This window comes from Bacillus sp. 3103sda1, from assembly GCF_024159135.1.
GTDB classification, from domain to species: domain Bacteria; phylum Bacillota; class Bacilli; order Bacillales; family Bacillaceae_G; genus Bacillus_A; species Bacillus_A rhizoplanae.
Genome location: NZ_JAMYWS010000001.1, coordinates 4,036,444 through 4,054,590 on the forward strand (window position 1 = coordinate 4,036,444; position 18,147 = coordinate 4,054,590).

16 protein-coding genes and 1 other annotated feature are annotated in these 18,147 nt (G+C 36.9%); of the genes, 5 read left to right on the top strand and 11 right to left on the bottom strand.

Annotated features, from left to right (window positions below; genetic code table 11):
• Positions 1–17 precede the first annotated feature (17 nt).
• The 4 genes from NKR74_RS20250 to NKR74_RS20265 all read left to right on the top strand — a co-directional run bounded on the left by NKR74_RS20250 (position 18) and on the right by NKR74_RS20265 (position 4,892).
• Positions 18–2,153, top strand: a complete 2,136-nt coding sequence (locus NKR74_RS20250; RefSeq protein ID WP_253630640.1) for a spore germination protein — start codon at positions 18–20, stop codon at positions 2,151–2,153.
• Between the two features lie 16 nt (positions 2,154–2,169).
• Complete coding sequence (locus tag NKR74_RS20255) at positions 2,170–3,264, top strand: GerAB/ArcD/ProY family transporter (RefSeq protein ID WP_253630641.1); 1,095 nt, start codon at positions 2,170–2,172, stop codon at positions 3,262–3,264.
• On the top strand, positions 3,240–4,346 hold the full coding sequence (locus NKR74_RS20260) for a Ger(x)C family spore germination protein (protein ID WP_253630642.1): 1,107 nt from the start codon (positions 3,240–3,242) through the stop codon (positions 4,344–4,346). The genes NKR74_RS20255 and NKR74_RS20260 overlap by 25 nt, the downstream gene beginning before the upstream one ends.
• Before the next feature lie 129 nt (positions 4,347–4,475).
• On the top strand, positions 4,476–4,892 hold the full coding sequence (locus tag NKR74_RS20265; protein ID WP_253630643.1) for a pyrophosphohydrolase domain-containing protein: 417 nt from the start codon (positions 4,476–4,478) through the stop codon (positions 4,890–4,892).
• Between the two features lie 260 nt (positions 4,893–5,152).
• On the opposite strand, the gene NKR74_RS20270 is transcribed toward NKR74_RS20265, so the two are convergent.
• The 7 genes from NKR74_RS20270 to NKR74_RS20300 all read right to left on the bottom strand — a co-directional run bounded on the left by NKR74_RS20270 (position 5,153) and on the right by NKR74_RS20300 (position 13,442).
• On the bottom strand, positions 5,153–5,410 hold the full coding sequence (locus tag NKR74_RS20270; RefSeq protein ID WP_253630644.1) for a hypothetical protein: 258 nt from the start codon (positions 5,408–5,410) through the stop codon (positions 5,153–5,155).
• A gap of 141 nt (positions 5,411–5,551) precedes the next feature.
• Entirely contained in the window at positions 5,552–7,960 is a 2,409-nt protein-coding gene (leuS, locus tag NKR74_RS20275; protein WP_253630645.1) for a leucine--tRNA ligase, read from the bottom strand.
• Between the two features lie 67 nt (positions 7,961–8,027).
• Positions 8,028–8,399: a binding site (T-box leader), on the bottom strand.
• Between the two features lie 50 nt (positions 8,400–8,449).
• A complete protein-coding gene (locus NKR74_RS20280) occupies positions 8,450–9,643 on the bottom strand; it encodes an MDR family MFS transporter (RefSeq protein WP_253630646.1) in 1,194 nt (397 codons plus the stop codon).
• Positions 9,644–9,842: 199 nt separating this feature from the next.
• Complete coding sequence (locus NKR74_RS20285; RefSeq protein ID WP_098306671.1) at positions 9,843–10,715, bottom strand: ABC transporter permease subunit; 873 nt, start codon at positions 10,713–10,715, stop codon at positions 9,843–9,845.
• Positions 10,687–11,652 (bottom strand): ABC transporter ATP-binding protein, encoded by a 966-nt coding sequence (locus tag NKR74_RS20290; RefSeq protein WP_253630647.1) that lies wholly within the window; start codon positions 11,650–11,652, stop codon positions 10,687–10,689. The genes NKR74_RS20285 and NKR74_RS20290 overlap by 29 nt, the downstream gene beginning before the upstream one ends.
• A 65-nt stretch (positions 11,653–11,717) precedes the next feature.
• Positions 11,718–12,893 (bottom strand): anti-sigma factor family protein, encoded by a 1,176-nt coding sequence (locus NKR74_RS20295; RefSeq protein WP_253630648.1) that lies wholly within the window; start codon positions 12,891–12,893, stop codon positions 11,718–11,720.
• A gap of 3 nt (positions 12,894–12,896) precedes the next feature.
• The gene (locus tag NKR74_RS20300) at positions 12,897–13,442 is read right to left on the bottom strand and encodes an RNA polymerase sigma factor SigX (protein ID WP_253630649.1); all 546 of its coding nucleotides are present in this window, start codon (positions 13,440–13,442) and stop codon (positions 12,897–12,899) included.
• 318 nt (positions 13,443–13,760) lie between these two features.
• On the opposite strand from NKR74_RS20300, the gene NKR74_RS20305 reads away from it, so the two are divergent.
• Positions 13,761–14,153 carry a DUF5412 domain-containing protein gene (locus NKR74_RS20305; RefSeq protein WP_253630650.1) on the top strand — a complete coding sequence of 131 codons (393 nt, stop codon included), beginning with the start codon at positions 13,761–13,763 and terminating at the stop codon, positions 14,151–14,153.
• Positions 14,154–14,418: 265 nt separating this feature from the next.
• On the opposite strand, the gene NKR74_RS20310 is transcribed toward NKR74_RS20305, so the two are convergent.
• The 4 genes from NKR74_RS20310 to NKR74_RS20325 form a co-directional block, all read right to left on the bottom strand.
• Complete coding sequence (locus NKR74_RS20310; protein WP_253630651.1) at positions 14,419–14,946, bottom strand: isochorismatase family protein; 528 nt, start codon at positions 14,944–14,946, stop codon at positions 14,419–14,421.
• Positions 14,947–15,103: 157 nt separating this feature from the next.
• On the bottom strand, positions 15,104–15,361 hold the full coding sequence (locus NKR74_RS20315; protein ID WP_253630652.1) for a SunI/YnzG family protein: 258 nt from the start codon (positions 15,359–15,361) through the stop codon (positions 15,104–15,106).
• A 144-nt stretch (positions 15,362–15,505) separates the two neighbouring features.
• Complete coding sequence (locus tag NKR74_RS20320; RefSeq protein WP_253630653.1) at positions 15,506–17,356, bottom strand: FtsX-like permease family protein; 1,851 nt, start codon at positions 17,354–17,356, stop codon at positions 15,506–15,508.
• A gap of 17 nt (positions 17,357–17,373) precedes the next feature.
• Positions 17,374–18,135, bottom strand: a complete 762-nt coding sequence (locus NKR74_RS20325; RefSeq protein WP_253630654.1) for an ABC transporter ATP-binding protein — start codon at positions 18,133–18,135, stop codon at positions 17,374–17,376.
• Between the last annotated feature and the right edge of the window lie 12 nt (positions 18,136–18,147).

Below are 18,147 nucleotides of genomic sequence, written 5' to 3' on the forward strand. Positions count from 1 at the left end.
ATAAAGAGGGAATACATATGTTTTTTAAATGGTTTAGTAGAAAAAAGAACAGTACAGATGCAACAAACAAGGAACAAATGAAAGGCACGCAACAAACTAAGCAAACGGAGCAACAACCGGAACAGCAACAAGCTCAAGCAAGTAAACAACAACCGGAACAGCAACAAGCTCAAGCAAGTAAGCAACAGCCAGAACAGCAACAAGCTCAAGCAAGTAAGCAACAGCCGGAACAGCAACAAGCTCAAGCAAACAAGCAACAACCGGAACAGCAACAAGCTCAAGCAAGTAAGCAACAGCCAGAACAGCAACAAGCTCAAGCAAGTAAGCAACAACCAGAACAGCAACAAGCTCAAGCAAACAAGCAACAACCGGAACAGCAACAAGCTCAAGCAAGTAAGCAACAGCCAGAACAGCAACAAGCTCAAGCAAGTAAGCAACAACCGGAACAGCAACAAGCTCAAGCAAACAAGCAACAACCGGAACAGCAACAACCGGAACAGCAACAAGCTCAAGCAAACAAGCAACAACCGGAACAGCAACAAGCTCAAGCAAGTAAGCAACAGCCGGAACAGCAACAAGCTCAAGCAAATAAGCAACAGCCAAAACAACAACAAGCTCAAACAAACAAGCAACAATCAAACAAACAATATTCCAAACAAAGTAAAAACGGTATTTTCGATTTTAGTAAGCCAGAACATGAAGCAGCTCATTCACTACAAGAACTTTTTCAGAAATTAAAAGAATCAAGCGATTTTGTTCATTCTCATACTTCTGAAGACCCAGCTAAGCCTTATTGGATTTCGTATTTCCGTACGTCAATGGATGGTATGAGATTACAAAATTATTTAATGCCTGCTTTATTACATCACACTGCACCAACACTAGAAGAAATAAAAGAAATGATTCCAATAAGCGGCCTTATCATTACGAGTGACGTAAAAAAAATTGAAGAAATGGTTCTAAAAGGTCACGCCATTATTCAACTGCAAGAGCATGATACGAAATGCCTACTTGCAAATATCGCAATTGAGAAATACAGATTACCGAGTATACCATTAAACGAATCAACCGTAACTGGACCGCAAGAAGGATTTGTAGAGGATATCGATACAAATATTAACCTTGTCCGTAAACGGTTGCCAGTTCTAGAATTAAAAACAAAAGAATTACTAATTGGAGAATTTTCAAAAACGAAAGTCGTTATGATGTATTTGAGTAATTTAGCAGAAAAAGAAACCATCGCATATTTAGAAGGCCTCCTGAACAAAATTCAATATGACCAAATTAATGATAGCAATTATATTGCGCATCTAATGGGCGATACTTCTATTTTTCCAACTTTTATTACTACAGAACGTGCTGATCGTGTGAGCAGCGGACTCGTTGACGGAAAAATTGCTATATTTGTCGATGGTGCACCAAATATTTTATTAGCACCTGTATCTCTACTGGATTTCTTCGTCTCGCCTGAGGATTACAGTGTGTCATGGTTTTATGCAACCTTTTCTCGCTTATTACGTTTTATAGCAATTATTTTTTCAATTGCTGCAACGCCTCTATATGTAGCGGTACTTAGTTATCACTACGAATTGATTCCAAGTGATTTGCTGGAGACATTGATTTTATCGCGGGCACAGGTGCCATTTCCGCCTTTAATAGAGGCTATTTTTCTAGAGTTAGCCATTGACCTTCTCCGTGAAGCAGGAGCACGTTTACCAATGAAGGTCGGGCAAACACTCGGTATTGTAGGCGGTATCGTTATTGGACAAGCATCTGTACAAGCAGGATTAACAAGTAATATTTTGTTAATTATCGTCGCCTTATCAGCACTAGCATCATTTATTACACCGATTTATAAAATGGGCAATGCCGTTCGTATACTTCGTTTTCCATTTCTAATACTTGCAGAGCTATGGGGACTATTAGGAATTTCGCTAGGATTTATCTTTCTTCTAACACGACTTTTTCGATTATCGTCCCTACGAAAGCCATATGGTTTTTTTTATCCATTTCGGAAACAGTCAATTAAAGACTCACTTATACAACTACCCTTATCTAAAATGGATACACGCAATATTCAATCAAGACCGCAACATGTCGGTCGTTATGTAAAAGAAGTGTTTCAAAAACGCATGACAGATTTTGATGAGTAAGAAACGAGGAGAGCATATGAGTACGGTTAAAACAAATTATAAAGTATCTCCCATTTTTGTTTTTTTCTTAATCCATGCTGCTCAATTCGGTGTTGGGGTTCTCGGATTTGCACGTATTATTGCAAAAGCTGCCGGATATGATGCATGGATGGGTGTAATTATAGCGGGGATAGGCGTTCACATTCTTATGTGGATGATGTATCGTCTATTAGGAAACGCAAATGGAAACTTGCTTACAGTGCATCAAAATATATTTGGAAAATGGCTAGGCAATGCATTTAATCTAATCTTTATTACATATTTCTTTCTAGACAGCGTATCCGTTATACGCACATATGTAGAAATTATTCAAGTTTGGATGTTTCCAACAGCATCTACATGGAAATTAACAATCTTTCTATGCATACTTAGTTATTATGTTATTTCATCTGGCTTTCGGGTTATGACTGGTATTTGTGTTATCTCCGTTGTTGCTACATGCGGATATATCATGATGCTGCTTATAACCATTAAATACGCTAATTTTGGAAACCTACTACCTATATTCTCTCATTCTTTTGGGGATATTTTAAAAGCAACTCAAGCGTCGACTTATACCATGATTGGCTTCGAACTCATTTTGATGATATATCCGTTTATCAGAACTCCGGAAAAATCTCATAAATTTGCACAATATGGTGTTGTATTTTCTAACTTTTTATTTTTACTAAGTACCATTCTTGCCTTTGCGTTCTTTAGCGAAAAACAATTATCAAAAACAATTTGGTCACAGCTATCCATTTCACAAGTAATTCGTCTTCCTTTCATTGAGCGTCTAGAATATATTGTTATCTCCGGCTACGCAATCATTGCAATTACAAGTTTTATCTTACCATTATGGGGTGCAACAAGAGGATTTTATGAACTATTTCGCATAAAGCAGAAATACATATTAATTTCCTTATTATTTTTAACCGTCATTATTTCACAATTCCTAACGGAACGGCACCATATTAATAACTTTGTTACTCATGTCTCAAAGGTAGATTTTTGGATTGTTTATGTGTACATCCCAGTTTTATTCCTTATAATGTGGGTGAAAAACAAATGGAAAACATCAAAAAGCAAGTAGTATTCCTTTTTAGTTTGTGCTTATTTTTTACAACAGCATGTGTGCCCAAAAGCATCGTTGATGATCTCAGTCTTATTCAAGGTTCTGTTTTTGATGTCGCTTCAGATACAGGCTCAAAGAAGGAAAAAGTAAAAGTGACTTACGTTTGTCCTATTCGAAAAAAAGGGAAAACAGTACAAGTACTTCAAGGATATGGAAATACAGTCAAACAAGTTAAAGTAACAACTGCTTTAGAATCTGGAGAACCTCTTGCCAGCGGACAAATACGCGTTACTCTTTTTACAGAAAAATTAGCTAAAAAAGGACTCTCCAGCTTATTTGATACACTTATTCGTGATGTAAATATCGGAAACTTAGTATATGTTGGTCTAGTTGAAGGCGGAGGAAATGGAGAAGGTCAAAAACTACTATCAGGCCAATATCAAACTGCTTCTAACGTAGCAATCTACATGACAAAAATACTAGAACATAATATGAAAACAGGTGTATTACCAAAAGATAATTTACACCTTCAAGCTTTTCGATATTATCGCGATGGACAAGATACGTATATGCCTATTTTAAAAAAGAAAAAGAACAGCATTAAAATTACAAGTATGGCTCTTTTCAAAAAAGATAAGTATGTAGGAAAAGTAGAAGAAAAAGATATGTTTCTTTTTAAAACACTGCTCGAAAAAAGTGAACTGGATTCACATGAATTTAAAACAAAATTAGGCTATACAATCATTAACAACATTCGTTCTTCTCCTTCTTATCGTGTATATATAAAAAACGGCAAGCCTTCCTTTTTCATTCATGTAAAAATGACAGCTCGCATTCAAGAGCTGTCAAAGCATACTAATCTAGAAAACAAAAAAAATGTAGAAAAAATACGAAAAGACGTTGAAAAGAGCTTAAATGAAGATGGAGTAAAATTAATTAAAAAATTTCAATCTCTTGGTACAGACCCACTTGCTTTAGGTGCCAGATTTAAACAACACTACAGACATTTTAAATTAAAAGAATGGGAAAAAATGTACAAAGATGTTCCTGTGAAAGTGAAGTATGAAGTTGATATTACAAATTCAGGAGTTATTGAGTAAAATATTTGATCCTCTTTCCTAAAGTTAAATTAGAAAGAGGATCTTTTTTGTAAAAACAGAATTTAGACCTCCCTAACGTAAATCATGTTACAATAAAAATCGGCAAAGAATGAGAAAGGATGAAACAACATGACAAACGAAAAAGGTTTAGATAAAGGCTATGAACTTGTTGCGAAAATGCATGAAGTATTTGGTCACCCTGTTGCAGATACTCCAACAAAATTAACAGAAGAACGTGCAAAAATTCGTGCAAGCTTTATGCAGGAAGAACTAGAAGAGTTCTTAGAAGCAAATACAGTAGAAGATCAATACGATGCATTAATTGACTTAATTTACTTTGCATTTGGAACGTTTGCAGAAATGGGTGTACGTCCTGATAAAGGTTTTGAGATCGTGAACAATGCAAACATGGCAAAATTATTCCCAGACGGTAAACCACGCTTCCGCGAAGGTGACGGCAAGATTTTAAAGCCTGAAGGATGGGAAGCACCAGAACCACAACTTCGTGCGGAAATTGAGCGTCAACGTCAAGAAGCAAAAAAATAATATATGATTTCCATTTGAAAAGGAGCCATCTGTTAAATGGCTCCTTTTCTCTATTTCTTCTTCGAATCTCCCATCTGAGGTTGCTTTCCTTTCGAAGCATTTGCATCGAAATTAGGCTGTCTTTGGCCAGTATTGTTACTTCTACCTTTACCCATATGTATACACCCCCTTTTTCTTTATCATTCCCAAATAAAAAATCTCCTTGCATAGAAGGAGATTTTCTTTAAGGCACTAACGCCCTATTCCATAGTTGTTTAATCTTACATGCCTTGATATGGCGTGACAGAAGGATGGCCGTGATGATAACCATGATGAGGATGATAAATAACATGTTGATAGCCATGATGATGATATGGATAATGTGGATGATACCCCACATGATGATATGGATAATATGGATGATATCCCACATGATGATAGCCATAAGGATATCCTCCATGCGGATATCCTACTTGTGTTGTAGGAACTCCACCCATGCCAGATGGACTAATCATTTGTCGTTGTTCATTATAATTCATTTCGTTCACCTCTTCCTCACAATTTAATGTGTCGATGTTATCATATTGCAAAAAGAGAAATAGGTGTTTGTCTGTCTAAAATTCTGCTCTTCCATCCCGTTCAAAACATAAAAAGAGCACCTAAAAAGGTGCTCTTTTCCATTAATTCGCTACGATATTCACAAGTTTTCCAGGAACAACAATTACTTTACGAACTGTTTTCCCTTCAATTTGCTCTTTAATTGCCTCAAGTGCAAGTTGTTCCATTTCTTCTTTTGATGCATCTTTTTTCATCGTTAGCTTCGCACGGACTTTACCCATCACTTGAACAACGATTTCAACTTCATCTTCTACAAGTTTAGACTCATCAAATGTTGGCCAGCTTACATATGTGATTGTTTCGTTATGTCCAAGCTTGTTCCAAAGCTCTTCCGCAACGTGCGGCGCAACTGGTGCAATCATTTTCACGAAACCTTCTACATATTCTTTCGGAAGTGTCTCAGCTTTATATGCATCATTAATGAACATCATCATTTGAGAAATTGCAGTGTTAAAGCGAAGTTCTGCGTAGTCTTCTGTTACTTTCTTCACTGTTTGGTGATATACTTTTTCAAGATTTTTGTTTGGTGCATCTGTAATTTTCTCGCTTAGTTCACCATTATCTTGAACAAGTAGACGCCATACGCGATCTAAGAAACGACGAGCTCCGTCAAGGCCATTTTCAGACCAAGCAATAGAAGCATCTAATGGTCCCATAAACATTTCGTATAGACGAAGTGTATCTGCACCGTGGCTTGCTACGATATCATCAGGGTTTACAACGTTACCTTTTGATTTACTCATTTTCTCGTTGTTTTCACCTAGAATCATACCTTGGTTAAATAGTTGTTGGAATGGCTCTTTCGTTGGAACCACGCCTACATCGTATAATACTTTATGCCAGAAACGTGCATATAGTAAGTGAAGTACCGCATGCTCTGCACCGCCGATGTAAATATCGACTGGAAGCCATTGTTTAATTTTTTCTGGATCAGCAAGTGCTTCGCTGTTTTTCGGATCGATATAACGCAGGTAATACCAGCAGCTGCCTGCCCATTGCGGCATTGTATTTGTCTCGCGGCGACCTTTCTTCCCAGTCACTGGATCGACAACATTTACCCACTCATCAATATTTGCAAGTGGTGATTCACCTGTACCGGATGGACGAATGTTCTCTGTTTTTGGAAGAATTAATGGTAATTCTTCTTCTTTTACAGCTGACATTGTGCCGTCTTCCCAATGGATAATTGGAATCGGCTCACCCCAGTAACGTTGACGGCTAAATAACCAGTCACGAAGACGGTATGTTACTTTTTGATTTCCTGCGCTCGTCACTTCAAGCCATTCAATCATTTTCGCAATCGCTTCTTCTTTATTTAAACCATCTAAGAATGCAGAGTTAACGTGTGCTCCATCACCTGTATGTGCTTCTTTCGTAATGTCTCCGCCTTCTACAACTTCCTTCATTGGAAGCTCGAATGTTTTTGCAAACTCATAGTCACGCTCATCGTGTGCTGGAACTGCCATAACAGCACCTGTTCCGTAGCTTGCCAGTACATAGTCAGCAATCCAGATTGGTAATTTCTCACCATTTACTGGGTTAATTGCATAAGCACCTGTGAATACACCTGTTTTTTCTTTCGCAAGCTCTGTACGCTCTAAATCACTTTTCGCTTTTACAGAATCAATGTATGCTTCAACTGCTTCTTTTTGATCTGCAGTTGTAATTTCTGCAACAAGTGCGTGTTCTGGAGCAAGTACACAGTACGTTGCACCGAATAATGTATCTGGGCGCGTTGTAAATACAGTAAATTTCTCATCTGTGCCGTCGATGTTGAAGTGTACTTCTGCACCTTCAGAACGACCGATCCAGTTGCGCTGCATATCTTTTAAGCTTTCTGGCCAATCAAGCTCATCTAAGTCTTCTAGTAAGCGATCTGCATAAGCTGTAATCTTAAGCATCCATTGTCTCATCGGACGACGTTCAACAGGATGTCCGCCGCGCTCACTCACACCATCGATTACTTCTTCGTTCGCAAGTACAGTACCAAGTGCCGGGCACCAGTTTACTGGTACTTCATCTACGTAAGCTAGACCTTTTTCATATAATTTTAGGAAGATCCATTGTGTCCACTTGTAATAACCTGGATCTGTCGTATTTACTTCACGATCCCAGTCATAAGAGAAACCTAATGATTTAATTTGATTGCGGAACGTATTAATATTTTTCTCTGTAAATTCAGCCGGGCTGTTTCCAGTATCAAGTGCGTATTGCTCTGCTGGAAGACCGAACGCATCCCATCCCATTGGATGAAGTACGTTATAACCTTGCATACGTTTCATACGAGATAAAATGTCCGTTGCTGTATATCCTTCTGGATGTCCTACGTGCAGACCTGCACCTGATGGATATGGGAACATATCTAGTGCGTAAAATTTCGGTTTATCTGTTTCATCTGGCGTACGGAATGTTTTATTCTCTTCCCAATACGCTTGCCACTTCTTTTCAATTTCTTGATGATTGAAGCTCATGAAATACCCTCCATTCAAATTTTATATATTTTTCACCGCCAAAAATACAAAAAACCCCTCATCCCAGAAAAGGGACGAGAGGTTATATTCCCGCGGTACCACCCTAAATTAATGTCATAAAGGATGTTCAAAACGTCCGGTAAAGATAGCTATCGCATTTCTTCGTTACGTCGCCAGTCCGGTACTCATGTAGTCACTCTACACTCCGTGTCCTCCTGGCTTCCGCGCCTCGAACTGCTCTGCTCTCTTTATCCTCCTTTTTGAACAAGCACTAATATACATTCACTTAGATCCGTAACGTGGATAGACGGCAAATCGCTACTTTCTTTCACGACTGCAACTCCAAGGCGAGTTCATAACGAAACGTGGATTGACTTGCACCGACCGTCAACTCTCTAAACCAGCTTCTATTACTACTACTCCTTATCACTGTTATTACATATGAGTTATTTAAAATATATTCTAAAACAAGTTACATGTTCCGTCAAACTAAACTGCAATTTTTTCTTCTACTGTTTCTTCAACCCGTACTCTCTTGTCATAAATACTCGTTGCGATAAGTGCTACTACAAGCATTACCATTATCGCTATGAACAATACTTCCATATTATATAGATCTACAATTGCTCCGCCGACAACAGGTCCAAACATTTTCCCAACAGTTGCTGCACTATTTACAACACCTTGATAAAAACCGAGCTTATCATTTGGTGCAAGGATATTCGCAATCGTTGGAATAGCTGGCCAAACAAATAATTCACCAATTGTTAATGTCACCATTGCGACAAGGAACATTGTAAATTGCTGCGCTTGACTCAGTACAATGAAGGATACTGCGAAAATACCAATTCCGATCATAATCTGTTGTTTTAAAGAACGCTTCATCGCTCGAATAATCATACTTATTAATGGCTGGGCACAAACAATCATCGCCCCATTTATCGTCCATAATAAACTATACTGACGAAGACTAATATCCAACTCCTGTATATACGTTGCAATCGCTCCTTGCCACTGTACATATGTAACCCAGCATAAAGCATATGCTACACATACAATAAGAAGCGCCTTAAATCCCGGTGTAAGTGACCAACCTTTTTTCGTTTTTTCTTTTCCTTCTACACTCTTATCTTTCTTATCTTCCATACCACGGAATCCAAGAAATGCAATTAAGAAGAAAATAAAGTATAAAATAAAGTTTGCTAAGAAAATATAATCAAAACGATAAGAAGCAACTAAACCACCGCACGCTGTTCCAATAGCGATTCCAACGTTTTGTCCTACATACATCGCATTAAATGCTCTCCGTCCGCCTTCTGGCCAAACCGTCCCGACCATTGCATACATCGACGGAAAGACCATTCCAGAACCAAATCCAATTAACGCAAGCCACACAACATAAAATGGCCAACCATGGAAGAATACCAGTCCTAAAATCGCTAATAGTGTAATAACAATACCAACTAAAATGGACTTATATCCGCCCCATTTATCAAATAAAACACCGCCGAGTAAATTACCAATTACTCCTGTTAACGAGTTAATCATTAATACCATTCCGGCCACAGATAATGACTTCCCTAAATGATCATGTAAATAAATCGTATTAAAAGGCCATAAAAAAGAAGCACCCGTGACGTTAATAATCATCCCAGCTACTAATAGCCATACTTTCCTTGGCATACCCCTTCCCTCCTATTCTATTATTTTTTCGATCTTCAATAACAGTAAAATTGTAGTCGTTTTTAGGTAGGAAGGCAAATGATTAATAGTTGGTGAAATTCTGATAATGAGATATAAAATAAAACCCACCTCTACATAAAGAGATGGATTTCCTTTCACACTTTACAGTATTTGGAGAATACATTCAAGTTTCATCCCCTTATAAATCACGTGATTTAAATGTACGAATCGCTATAAAAATAGCCGCTAACACATATAAAACAGCATAAACAATCATCATGTTACTCGGTGTTGAAACACTCCCAAATACTCCTTGTGAAGCTATTGATAAAGGATTGTCTGCTGAATCAAATAAATAGATTGTCATTTTACGATACATCGTATCGATTGGGAATAAAAGGCTGGCGATTATGCCCATGTTTACAAGTGCTGTTTTTTCCGCCAATGTACCGATTTGTTCAACAAATCCACCAATAAACCCAGTTCCGTATAAAATAATTAACACAATGCCAGCATTTAATGTCGCCATACGTGTGCTTAGTAATATCGCGATGCTAATTAAAATAACGGGCTGTATTAAAAAAAGAGCCAATGCTTTTATAATCTGCGTCGCCGTGAAATCTAAATGAAACGTATTCCCTCCCATTGTTTGATGAATAAGCACGATACTTATAAATAGAAAGGCTGCGTACGCAATCAGTAAGCAACATAAGCCGATCCATTTTCCCATTAAAAAGGAAAAGCGCGAAATCGGTCTCGTCAACCATGTATCAATTTGATGACTTTCAATTTCATTGGCAATGCTGCCAACACTACTTAAAATAGCTAACAACGCAGTAATAAACGAAGAAAAGTATAACCCCACCCCAAGAAGTTGTGTAGAAAAGAAACTCTTGCTCATAACATCTTGAGCTGTCGAAAGACCACTAGATTCTCCCGGAATGATTTCACTGACGGCGTAATGAATGGCCACTCCATAAAATATTAAAAAGGCAAAAGTCATACATAATGTAATGGTAAAAATACGCTTTAAAAGGATTTCTTTAAATGATAACTTGGCGATTGTCCACATGCTGCGTCCCCTCTTTCTTATTCACCCAGTACATAAACACATCTTCCAAATGCGGGTGAACCGGATTTAGCTGATACACAGGAATATGTAGTGATACAAATGCTTCTAACAATCTAGGAATGTCGTCTTCTTGTTGCAGCGTGATAATCCAACGTTTACGATTTTGCTGTTCTTCTATCTTCCTTACGTTTTTAATAAACGCAGGCAGTTGTTTAAAAACCAATTCGCTCTTTTCACCAATTGTTACTTCAACTTCCGTTTGAATCATCATTAATGAGCGCCAATCTCCTTGTACAATTAGCTCTCCCTTATTAATAATCGCCACGTGATCACATAGATGTTCAATTTCATTTAATAGATGGCTATTTAAAAATACTGTCTTCCCTTGGTCCCGAAGCTCTTCCATTAAATGACGCACTTCTTTTCGCCCGATTGGATCAAGCGCGGATGTTGGCTCATCTAAAAAAATCAATTCCGGATCAGAAAGCAGGGCACAGGCCAGTCCAATACGCTGCTGCATTCCTTTTGAATAACCGCGAATTTTTTCTTTCTCCCTTCCCTTTAGACCTACTTTTTCAATAACGTCATTCATTTTTGCTTTCCGCTCCCGAAAAGGCAGATCGCATAATTTCGCATGCGTTTCAAGTAACTGCCAACCAGTCAGCCAATCAGGATAGCGAAACAGTTCAGGTAAATAGCCAATGCGCCGTTTTGATTCAATTGTCCCAATCGGCTGTCCTAGCATTTGCGCTGTTCCAGAATCCGCATGAATCAATCCAAGCATCGTTCGCACAAACGTACTTTTCCCTGCACCGTTAGGACCTATAAACCCGAATACAGTACCGCGCGGAACGTCTAATGAAATGTTGCGGATACCGCCTTTTCCGTTATATTGTTTTGTTAAATTCTTTGTTTGTATAATCCAGTCTTCGTTCATGTTTTACCTCCGCCCTATACAGGAACAGAGCCGCCCCTTTTCGCGGAGCCGCTCTTGTTCAATCATTATTTTAATTCATTTGCAAGTTTAATAAGATCACTTGCATTCATATCTTTCCCCTGCTCTTTATGTTGCTCGATCATGTTCATTTTCCCGTCTTTCTCCCAAATCAGCACATTTTCATATTCTGTATTATATAAAACGGCCTTTACTCCTTGAACATTTGTCTCTGATACTTTTGCATCTTTTGCTACATAAGGAATCGGCAATGTATGTGTCCAATCTTGAATACCTGCAAGTTGCGTTTTCACATTCCCAGGAATAATCGGAAGCTCTAAAACTGTTTTTTGTAATTTCGCAACATCTACACCTTCTGGAACAGAAATTTTTGGTGCATCAATCACATTATAAGAAAAAGCGCTTGATGTTCGATTGCCCTCAACTTCTATTTGAGTACGTACTGATTCCGGAACTGTGATTGAAAATTGCTTACCATTCAAAGCACTTTCAAATTGCGTATTACTTTGTAATTGTTTCAATAATTTATTAGCTTTTTCTGTATCGAGCTCAAATTGCATAATAAATGACGGATTCACATCCACATTCGTTACACGATATCCATTTGGCACTTTTGGGACAGCATATCCAGCTTCTCTTGCTTGCTGTTCTGACTGAAAATGAGCATCTTTTTTACTTCCGTTATCTTTGATTTCTATTTTCCCAATTCCTTTAATGGACTTTTCTCCTTCTTCCGTTTTAGATATCCATCCTTCAATATCACGTAAGTCCGAATCGGTAAGTTGAACGAACTGTACATCCTTTACTCGAAAAATCGATAACAAGTTACTTGCTCCTGCTCGTACTTCTGGAACTGTTAAAGACACACACACAACTGCCGCCGCTGCTGCTGCAGTAATCCAACGTTTAGATGATTTCTTCATATTATGCCATCTTCCCTTCTTTTTACTTTCTTCACTATTTCTTTCTTCTGTTTTATGATTTTTGATATTCTGTTCAAAGGTTTTCCAAGCTTGATCAACATCGATATCAATTTCTTGACTAACGTTTGTAGATTCATCATCCAATACAACTTCTACCCATTGATTAAGCTTGCTCACTTCTTCTAACGTCTTTTGACATTCTTTACATTGGTCAAGATGCTGAATATATTGTTTTCTGTCATCGCGGTTTAATTCTCCATCTAAATACGCCTGAATAAATCCAATATCTTGGCACTTCATTTGTCACTCCTCCTTCATCCCTCTATACATCTTCCGAAATTTCGCTTTCGCTCGTGCTAGCAATGTTCCAACCGAGGATACTTCCATATGAGTAGCCTCCGCGATTTCTTTGTATTGGAACCCAGAAAACTTCATTAATAAGAGGGTACGTTCCCGCTCATCCATTTCTTTTAATGTACTTTGTACACGAGTAATTTCTTCTTTTTGAATACATTGTTCTTCCGATGACGGACAGCTAATTGACTGTTTATTATTGGCTTCTTTTTCGATTCTTGCTTGATGCCTTTTTTCAGATCGCAAATAGTTATATGCCGCATAAATGGATGCTTTTGCAAGCCATGCTGATAAACTTTCAATCTGTTTCCATTCTGTATGATATAATTGCAAAAATACTTCTTGCGCTAGATCTTCAGCAATTACTTGATCTCGCACAATCCGCATAATTTGTCTCACAACGTGAGCATAATATTGTTTAAATACATCTTGAAACTGTATATGTGAAACTGAATCTTGTTCATATATATTTAGCAATGAAGCTTTCACCTCCACTCGTTTCTTCCTCCTTATTAGCCGCTTTCACTATAAAGAAACCATAAATTAACTATTTGTGACAGAAAAATAAAAAATATTTTCTTGTAATCGTTTAATCTTGTATTGAAACCAGCTTTAATCCCTTACCCTCTAAGAGATTTTATTGGGAGGCACGTACAAAGCATAAATCTATAAAGTGAAAATTTCATCAGTATTTTTTCATTACCACTAATAGAAAGTCCGCTTTTGGTAGTTAGGCGAGAGCACCCAGCCACACATAGAATTTATCCATAAAATGGTATACAATACATATAACCATTTTTAAGGGAGACGCAAATGGATACAAAAAAAGCACAAAAAGAAATTAAGAAAACGAAAAGAAAAGTAGTAATTGTATTACTTTCTATGTTTATCATTGGAGCAAGTTCTGTATATTGGAAGTTTTTTAGTTTGCAAGGTGTTCCAAAAGGTGAATTGATTCAAGAGGTTAAATCTCCAAATGGCACATATACGTTAAATGCCTATATTACAAATGGAGGAGCAACTACAAGCTTTGCGGTGAGAGGTGAACTTATTTTTAACAAACGTAAGATATTTAAAACAAAAAATATTTATTGGAATTACAAAGAAAACCAAGCCAATATTGAGTGGAAAGATGAAGATACTGTTATTATCAGTGGCCGCACGTTACAAGTACCAAATGAAACATATGACTTTAGAAAAGATTAGAAATAAAACCTAATTTGGGATTTAAATATCAAAAGAGTTCGTAACACATAGATAATACGTCTAAATGAATATAAGAAATGAAAGACTCCATAAATGAATGAAAAGATGAAATACATCATCTAAAAACAGAAAAAGAAAAATACGTAAATAATGATAGTGAGGATATGAATGACATACTATGAAAAAAGCTAGGGAAACATTCATGTATTCTATCGAATGTTCCTTAGCTTTTTTCCATATTTGTTATTGAATTAGCTACATTTAGTTATAGTACTGTATCTAATTCTACAATTTTTAAAAATCGGTTATTCCAAATGTTCTCATGATGTTTAATAATGGTTTGCGCTTCTAATACTGTACTCGTTATCGTACTGTGTGTATTTTTATAAAGAATGTTATTTTGATAACCTAAGCTATACGCAGCTCGAATTGTAGTATCTAAACAAAATTCAGTTTGCGCTCCCGCAAAAATAATTTGTTCAATTTCTTTCTCTTTTAAGTAGTTTAATAGTTCTGTTTGATAGAATGAATCCCATTTCGCTTTTTGAATAACTTTATCTGAAGAAGTTTTCACTAGCCCCTTATGTAATTGCCAGCCATCTTTCCCTTCAAACATTTCATTTGTTTCCTCTGTGCTCGTATGTTGAATGAAGATAACCGGGATATTTTTCTCATGAGCTTTTGTGATTAATTCGTTTATATTTGCAACTACATGTTCCTTGTCGTACAAAAAATTTTGCGGTTCATTAAAAAAGATTTCTTGCATGTCAATAACAACTAAAGCTTGCTTCATTATCGTTTCACATCCTATTGGTTTCTTTTTCATTATAGCACGGCACTATCAAGCTAAGTTTCGACAGCTAAAGACCGTTGCTCCTTTTACCCATTCTGTATATCAAACAAAAAACTATCTGCTCCCCCGACTGAGTATCGAGAACCCTTTTTGTTTTTCAGAAATGCATTTCTTTTAAAATTCTAGGTGTATTCGTCGTAAACAATATGTAATTTTGTTTTTTCGTTTTAATGAAAATCCGATTCGTTGTACCATATGGTGTGCCTATTCGAACTGCATCAGCTTTTTCGCCACCGTAAGTATCATCTTCGGTAATTTCAATAATTTCTTCCAATGGAATATTGACCGTTGCAAGCTGCCACTTAATAATTAATTCTGTTTCTGTTTTTTTTACGTCAACCCCTACCGTGAACACATTATCAGAACCTTCCTTCAATTTCTCTTCAATTTAATTATAAAGAAACTCCCTTTTTTATCATTATACGTTTTTATTTCCAACGCATTTTTTCTTAAATTAATAAAAAATACCGAGCATCCTATGCTCGGTATTTTTAAAATTCTATTCTTCTTTCGGCAAAACAATCCCTTTATACAATTGAACGGTAATGAAATAATAAATCGCGTAAATGACTACGAAAATGACAATTGGAAGCCAAATCCGGAAGTACGGATCAAGTAAAATAAAACCGAACATTTTCATCCCAATTAACACGTGTACAATTCCTACAATTGCCGGGAATAAGAACACTAAGAATAACTCTTTATAAATGGACTTCGTTAATAACTCACGGCGCACACCGATTTTACGAAGCATGTTATAACGTGTGATATCTTTTGAGGCACCAGAAAGAATCTTAAACATTAAGCAACTTGCCATCATTGCTAAGAACGCAATTCCTAAGAAAAAGCCCATAAATACGGTTCCGCTCGCAATACTGTAAAACCCTGTATACATCGCATATTTCGTTGCTAAATCATCAGCTTTTACATCTTTATATTTCGCTAACTCTAACTCATCAAGTTTTTTCCATTCATCTTTATGTGCTATAAAATTATCTGTTTTTCCAATGAAGGCAATTCCTTCGTTTCCTTGTACTTCATTGTACATCTTTTGATCAACAATTTTTATAGTGTGGTCGCGATATAAGTAGAATGGCTGGATACTTCCTAAAGCCTCTGCCCATTTTTCGGGAATTACCGCTGTATTCTCCGTTTTTTCTTGACCATGACTAGAAATAGCACCTACAGGAAGCTCTCCTGAAACGCGTTTAAATTTACCAAAGCTTTCTTTCCCTTTACCTTCATGTACTAACGGAGGATTTTTTTCTAAATCCTCTTTTAAATAGTAAACAAATTTATCATCAACTTTATAACGATATTCGTTTTTCTCATTGAATGTAATACTGTCTAAAATTTTCTTTTCTTCTGCTATTGGATTATGAATGGCTACATCATATATTGCAAAGCCATCAACTGTCAGCATGACATTATTTTTAAAAGCCATACCGCCAGAAATGGCACCTGCACCAAGAGCAACTAACATCGCTACTGTTGCTAGTACTCTCGTTAAGCTGTTAATACGGAAGTTTAGCTGTGCAAATGTAAAGGCGTTAAGCCCTTTTTCGCTTCGTTTTTTATTACTTTTCAGCTTTTTAATAATAAGCGGAAGAACAGAAGCAAATAACATATACGTTCCTGCTGTTATTGTAATGAGCGCAATGATGATACCAAATTGTTGTAACTTGTCCATATAAATCATAGAAGCATAGCCGATTGCTAATAAAATAATCGCAAGAAATGCTACGATACCAGTCATTTTTCCTTTTACAGCAACGCGCTCTGTTTGCGCATCTGCATGCACAAGCTGCAATACTGAAATACGTGATAGTTTAATACTATTCATTATTGCTGATAACACAAATAATGCAAAGAAGAAAATACACGTAACAGTCATCGATGGAACATAAAATGCTTTATAACCACCTGCAGTAAATTCAATCTGTTTCATAAGCAGCTGTCCGATTCCTTGCGCCAGTCCTACACCAACTGCAATCCCAATCACAAGAGACGCCACTCCTATTACAATTGTTTCTATAAACATAAGCAATGTAATCTTATGTTTTTTCGCTCCTAACATCATATACATTCCAAACTCTTTTTGACGAAGGGATAGTAAGAATGAGTTCGCATATAAAATATAGAAGAATGTAATAATAGCTAATAAAAATGAACCTGCTTGAAAGACAAATGCAATTGATGCAATAACAGAATTTGATTCAAGAAACGCTTTATTTGTCGCTAACGTTTGGAACATATAAAAAATAGAAATCGACATAACAAGACCAACAAGTAAGACGATATAGTCTTTTAACTTACTTTTCAGCCCCGACATGGAAAGCTTAAATAACATGCCTGCTCCCCCCTTTCTTACGCTTTTTGTGTGCCTAAATCAGCAAGCACATCTAAAATTTCTTTATAGAATTCTTCACGTGTACCACCGCGATGAATTTCTTTATATAACTCTCCGTCTTGAATAAATAAAATACGTTGGCAATAACTTGCACTATACGGATCATGTGTAACCATCATGATAGAAACACCTTGTTCTTCATTTAAGCTTGTCATCGCATCTAAAAGACTTGTTGCGTTTTTCGAATCAAGCGCTCCTGTTGGCTCATCTCCTAAAATAATTGCCGGTTCATGTACAAGCGCACGCGCTGCTGCTGAACGCTGCTTTTGCCCGCCAGAAACTTCTGAAGGATATTTTTGAAGAATTGCTGAAATCCCTAACATTTCCGCTACTTTTTCTACTTTTGGACCAATCTTTTTAGAAGAAACGCCTTGCAAAGAAAGCGGCAATGCAATATTTTCATAGATTGATAGATTCTCTAATAAATTAAAGTCTTGGAAAATGAACCCTAGTTTTTGTGAACGGAAATCAGATAGTTCTCCTTGCTTCATTTTCGTAATATCCATGCCAGCAATTTCAACAACGCCATCCGTCGCTTTATCTAATGTTGAAATGACATTTAATAAAGTAGTTTTACCAGAACCAGATGGTCCCATAATCCCAACAAATTCTCCCTCTTGAATGGAAAATGATACGCCCTTTAATGCATGTGATTGGCTCTCACCCTTTTTACCGTATACTTTTTGAACATTTTTTACGTCTACAACTGGTGCTTTCATATATACCCTCCT

Coding starts and splice junctions, on each gene's coding strand:
- NKR74_RS20305 (WP_253630650.1), top strand. CDS start 13,761: ATGGATACAAAAAAAGCACAAAAAGAAATTAAGAAAACGAAAAGAAAA.
- leuS (WP_253630645.1), bottom strand. CDS start 7,960: ATGAGCTTCAATCATCAAGAAATTGAAAAGAAGTGGCAAGCGTATTGG.
- NKR74_RS20270 (WP_253630644.1), bottom strand. CDS start 5,410: ATGAATTATAATGAACAACGACAAATGATTAGTCCATCTGGCATGGGT.
- NKR74_RS20320 (WP_253630653.1), bottom strand. CDS start 17,356: ATGTTATTTAAGCTTTCCATGTCGGGGCTGAAAAGTAAGTTAAAAGAC.
- NKR74_RS20290 (WP_253630647.1), bottom strand. CDS start 11,652: ATGAACGAAGACTGGATTATACAAACAAAGAATTTAACAAAACAATAT.
- NKR74_RS20295 (WP_253630648.1), bottom strand. CDS start 12,893: ATGAAGTGCCAAGATATTGGATTTATTCAGGCGTATTTAGATGGAGAA.
- NKR74_RS20280 (WP_253630646.1), bottom strand. CDS start 9,643: ATGCCAAGGAAAGTATGGCTATTAGTAGCTGGGATGATTATTAACGTC.
- NKR74_RS20255 (WP_253630641.1), top strand. CDS start 2,170: ATGAGTACGGTTAAAACAAATTATAAAGTATCTCCCATTTTTGTTTTT.
- NKR74_RS20265 (WP_253630643.1), top strand. CDS start 4,476: ATGACAAACGAAAAAGGTTTAGATAAAGGCTATGAACTTGTTGCGAAA.
- NKR74_RS20310 (WP_253630651.1), bottom strand. CDS start 14,946: ATGAAGCAAGCTTTAGTTGTTATTGACATGCAAGAAATCTTTTTTAAT.
- NKR74_RS20260 (WP_253630642.1), top strand. CDS start 3,240: ATGGAAAACATCAAAAAGCAAGTAGTATTCCTTTTTAGTTTGTGCTTA.
- NKR74_RS20250 (WP_253630640.1), top strand. CDS start 18: ATGTTTTTTAAATGGTTTAGTAGAAAAAAGAACAGTACAGATGCAACA.
- NKR74_RS20285 (WP_098306671.1), bottom strand. CDS start 10,715: ATGTGGACAATCGCCAAGTTATCATTTAAAGAAATCCTTTTAAAGCGT.
- NKR74_RS20325 (WP_253630654.1), bottom strand. CDS start 18,135: ATGAAAGCACCAGTTGTAGACGTAAAAAATGTTCAAAAAGTATACGGT.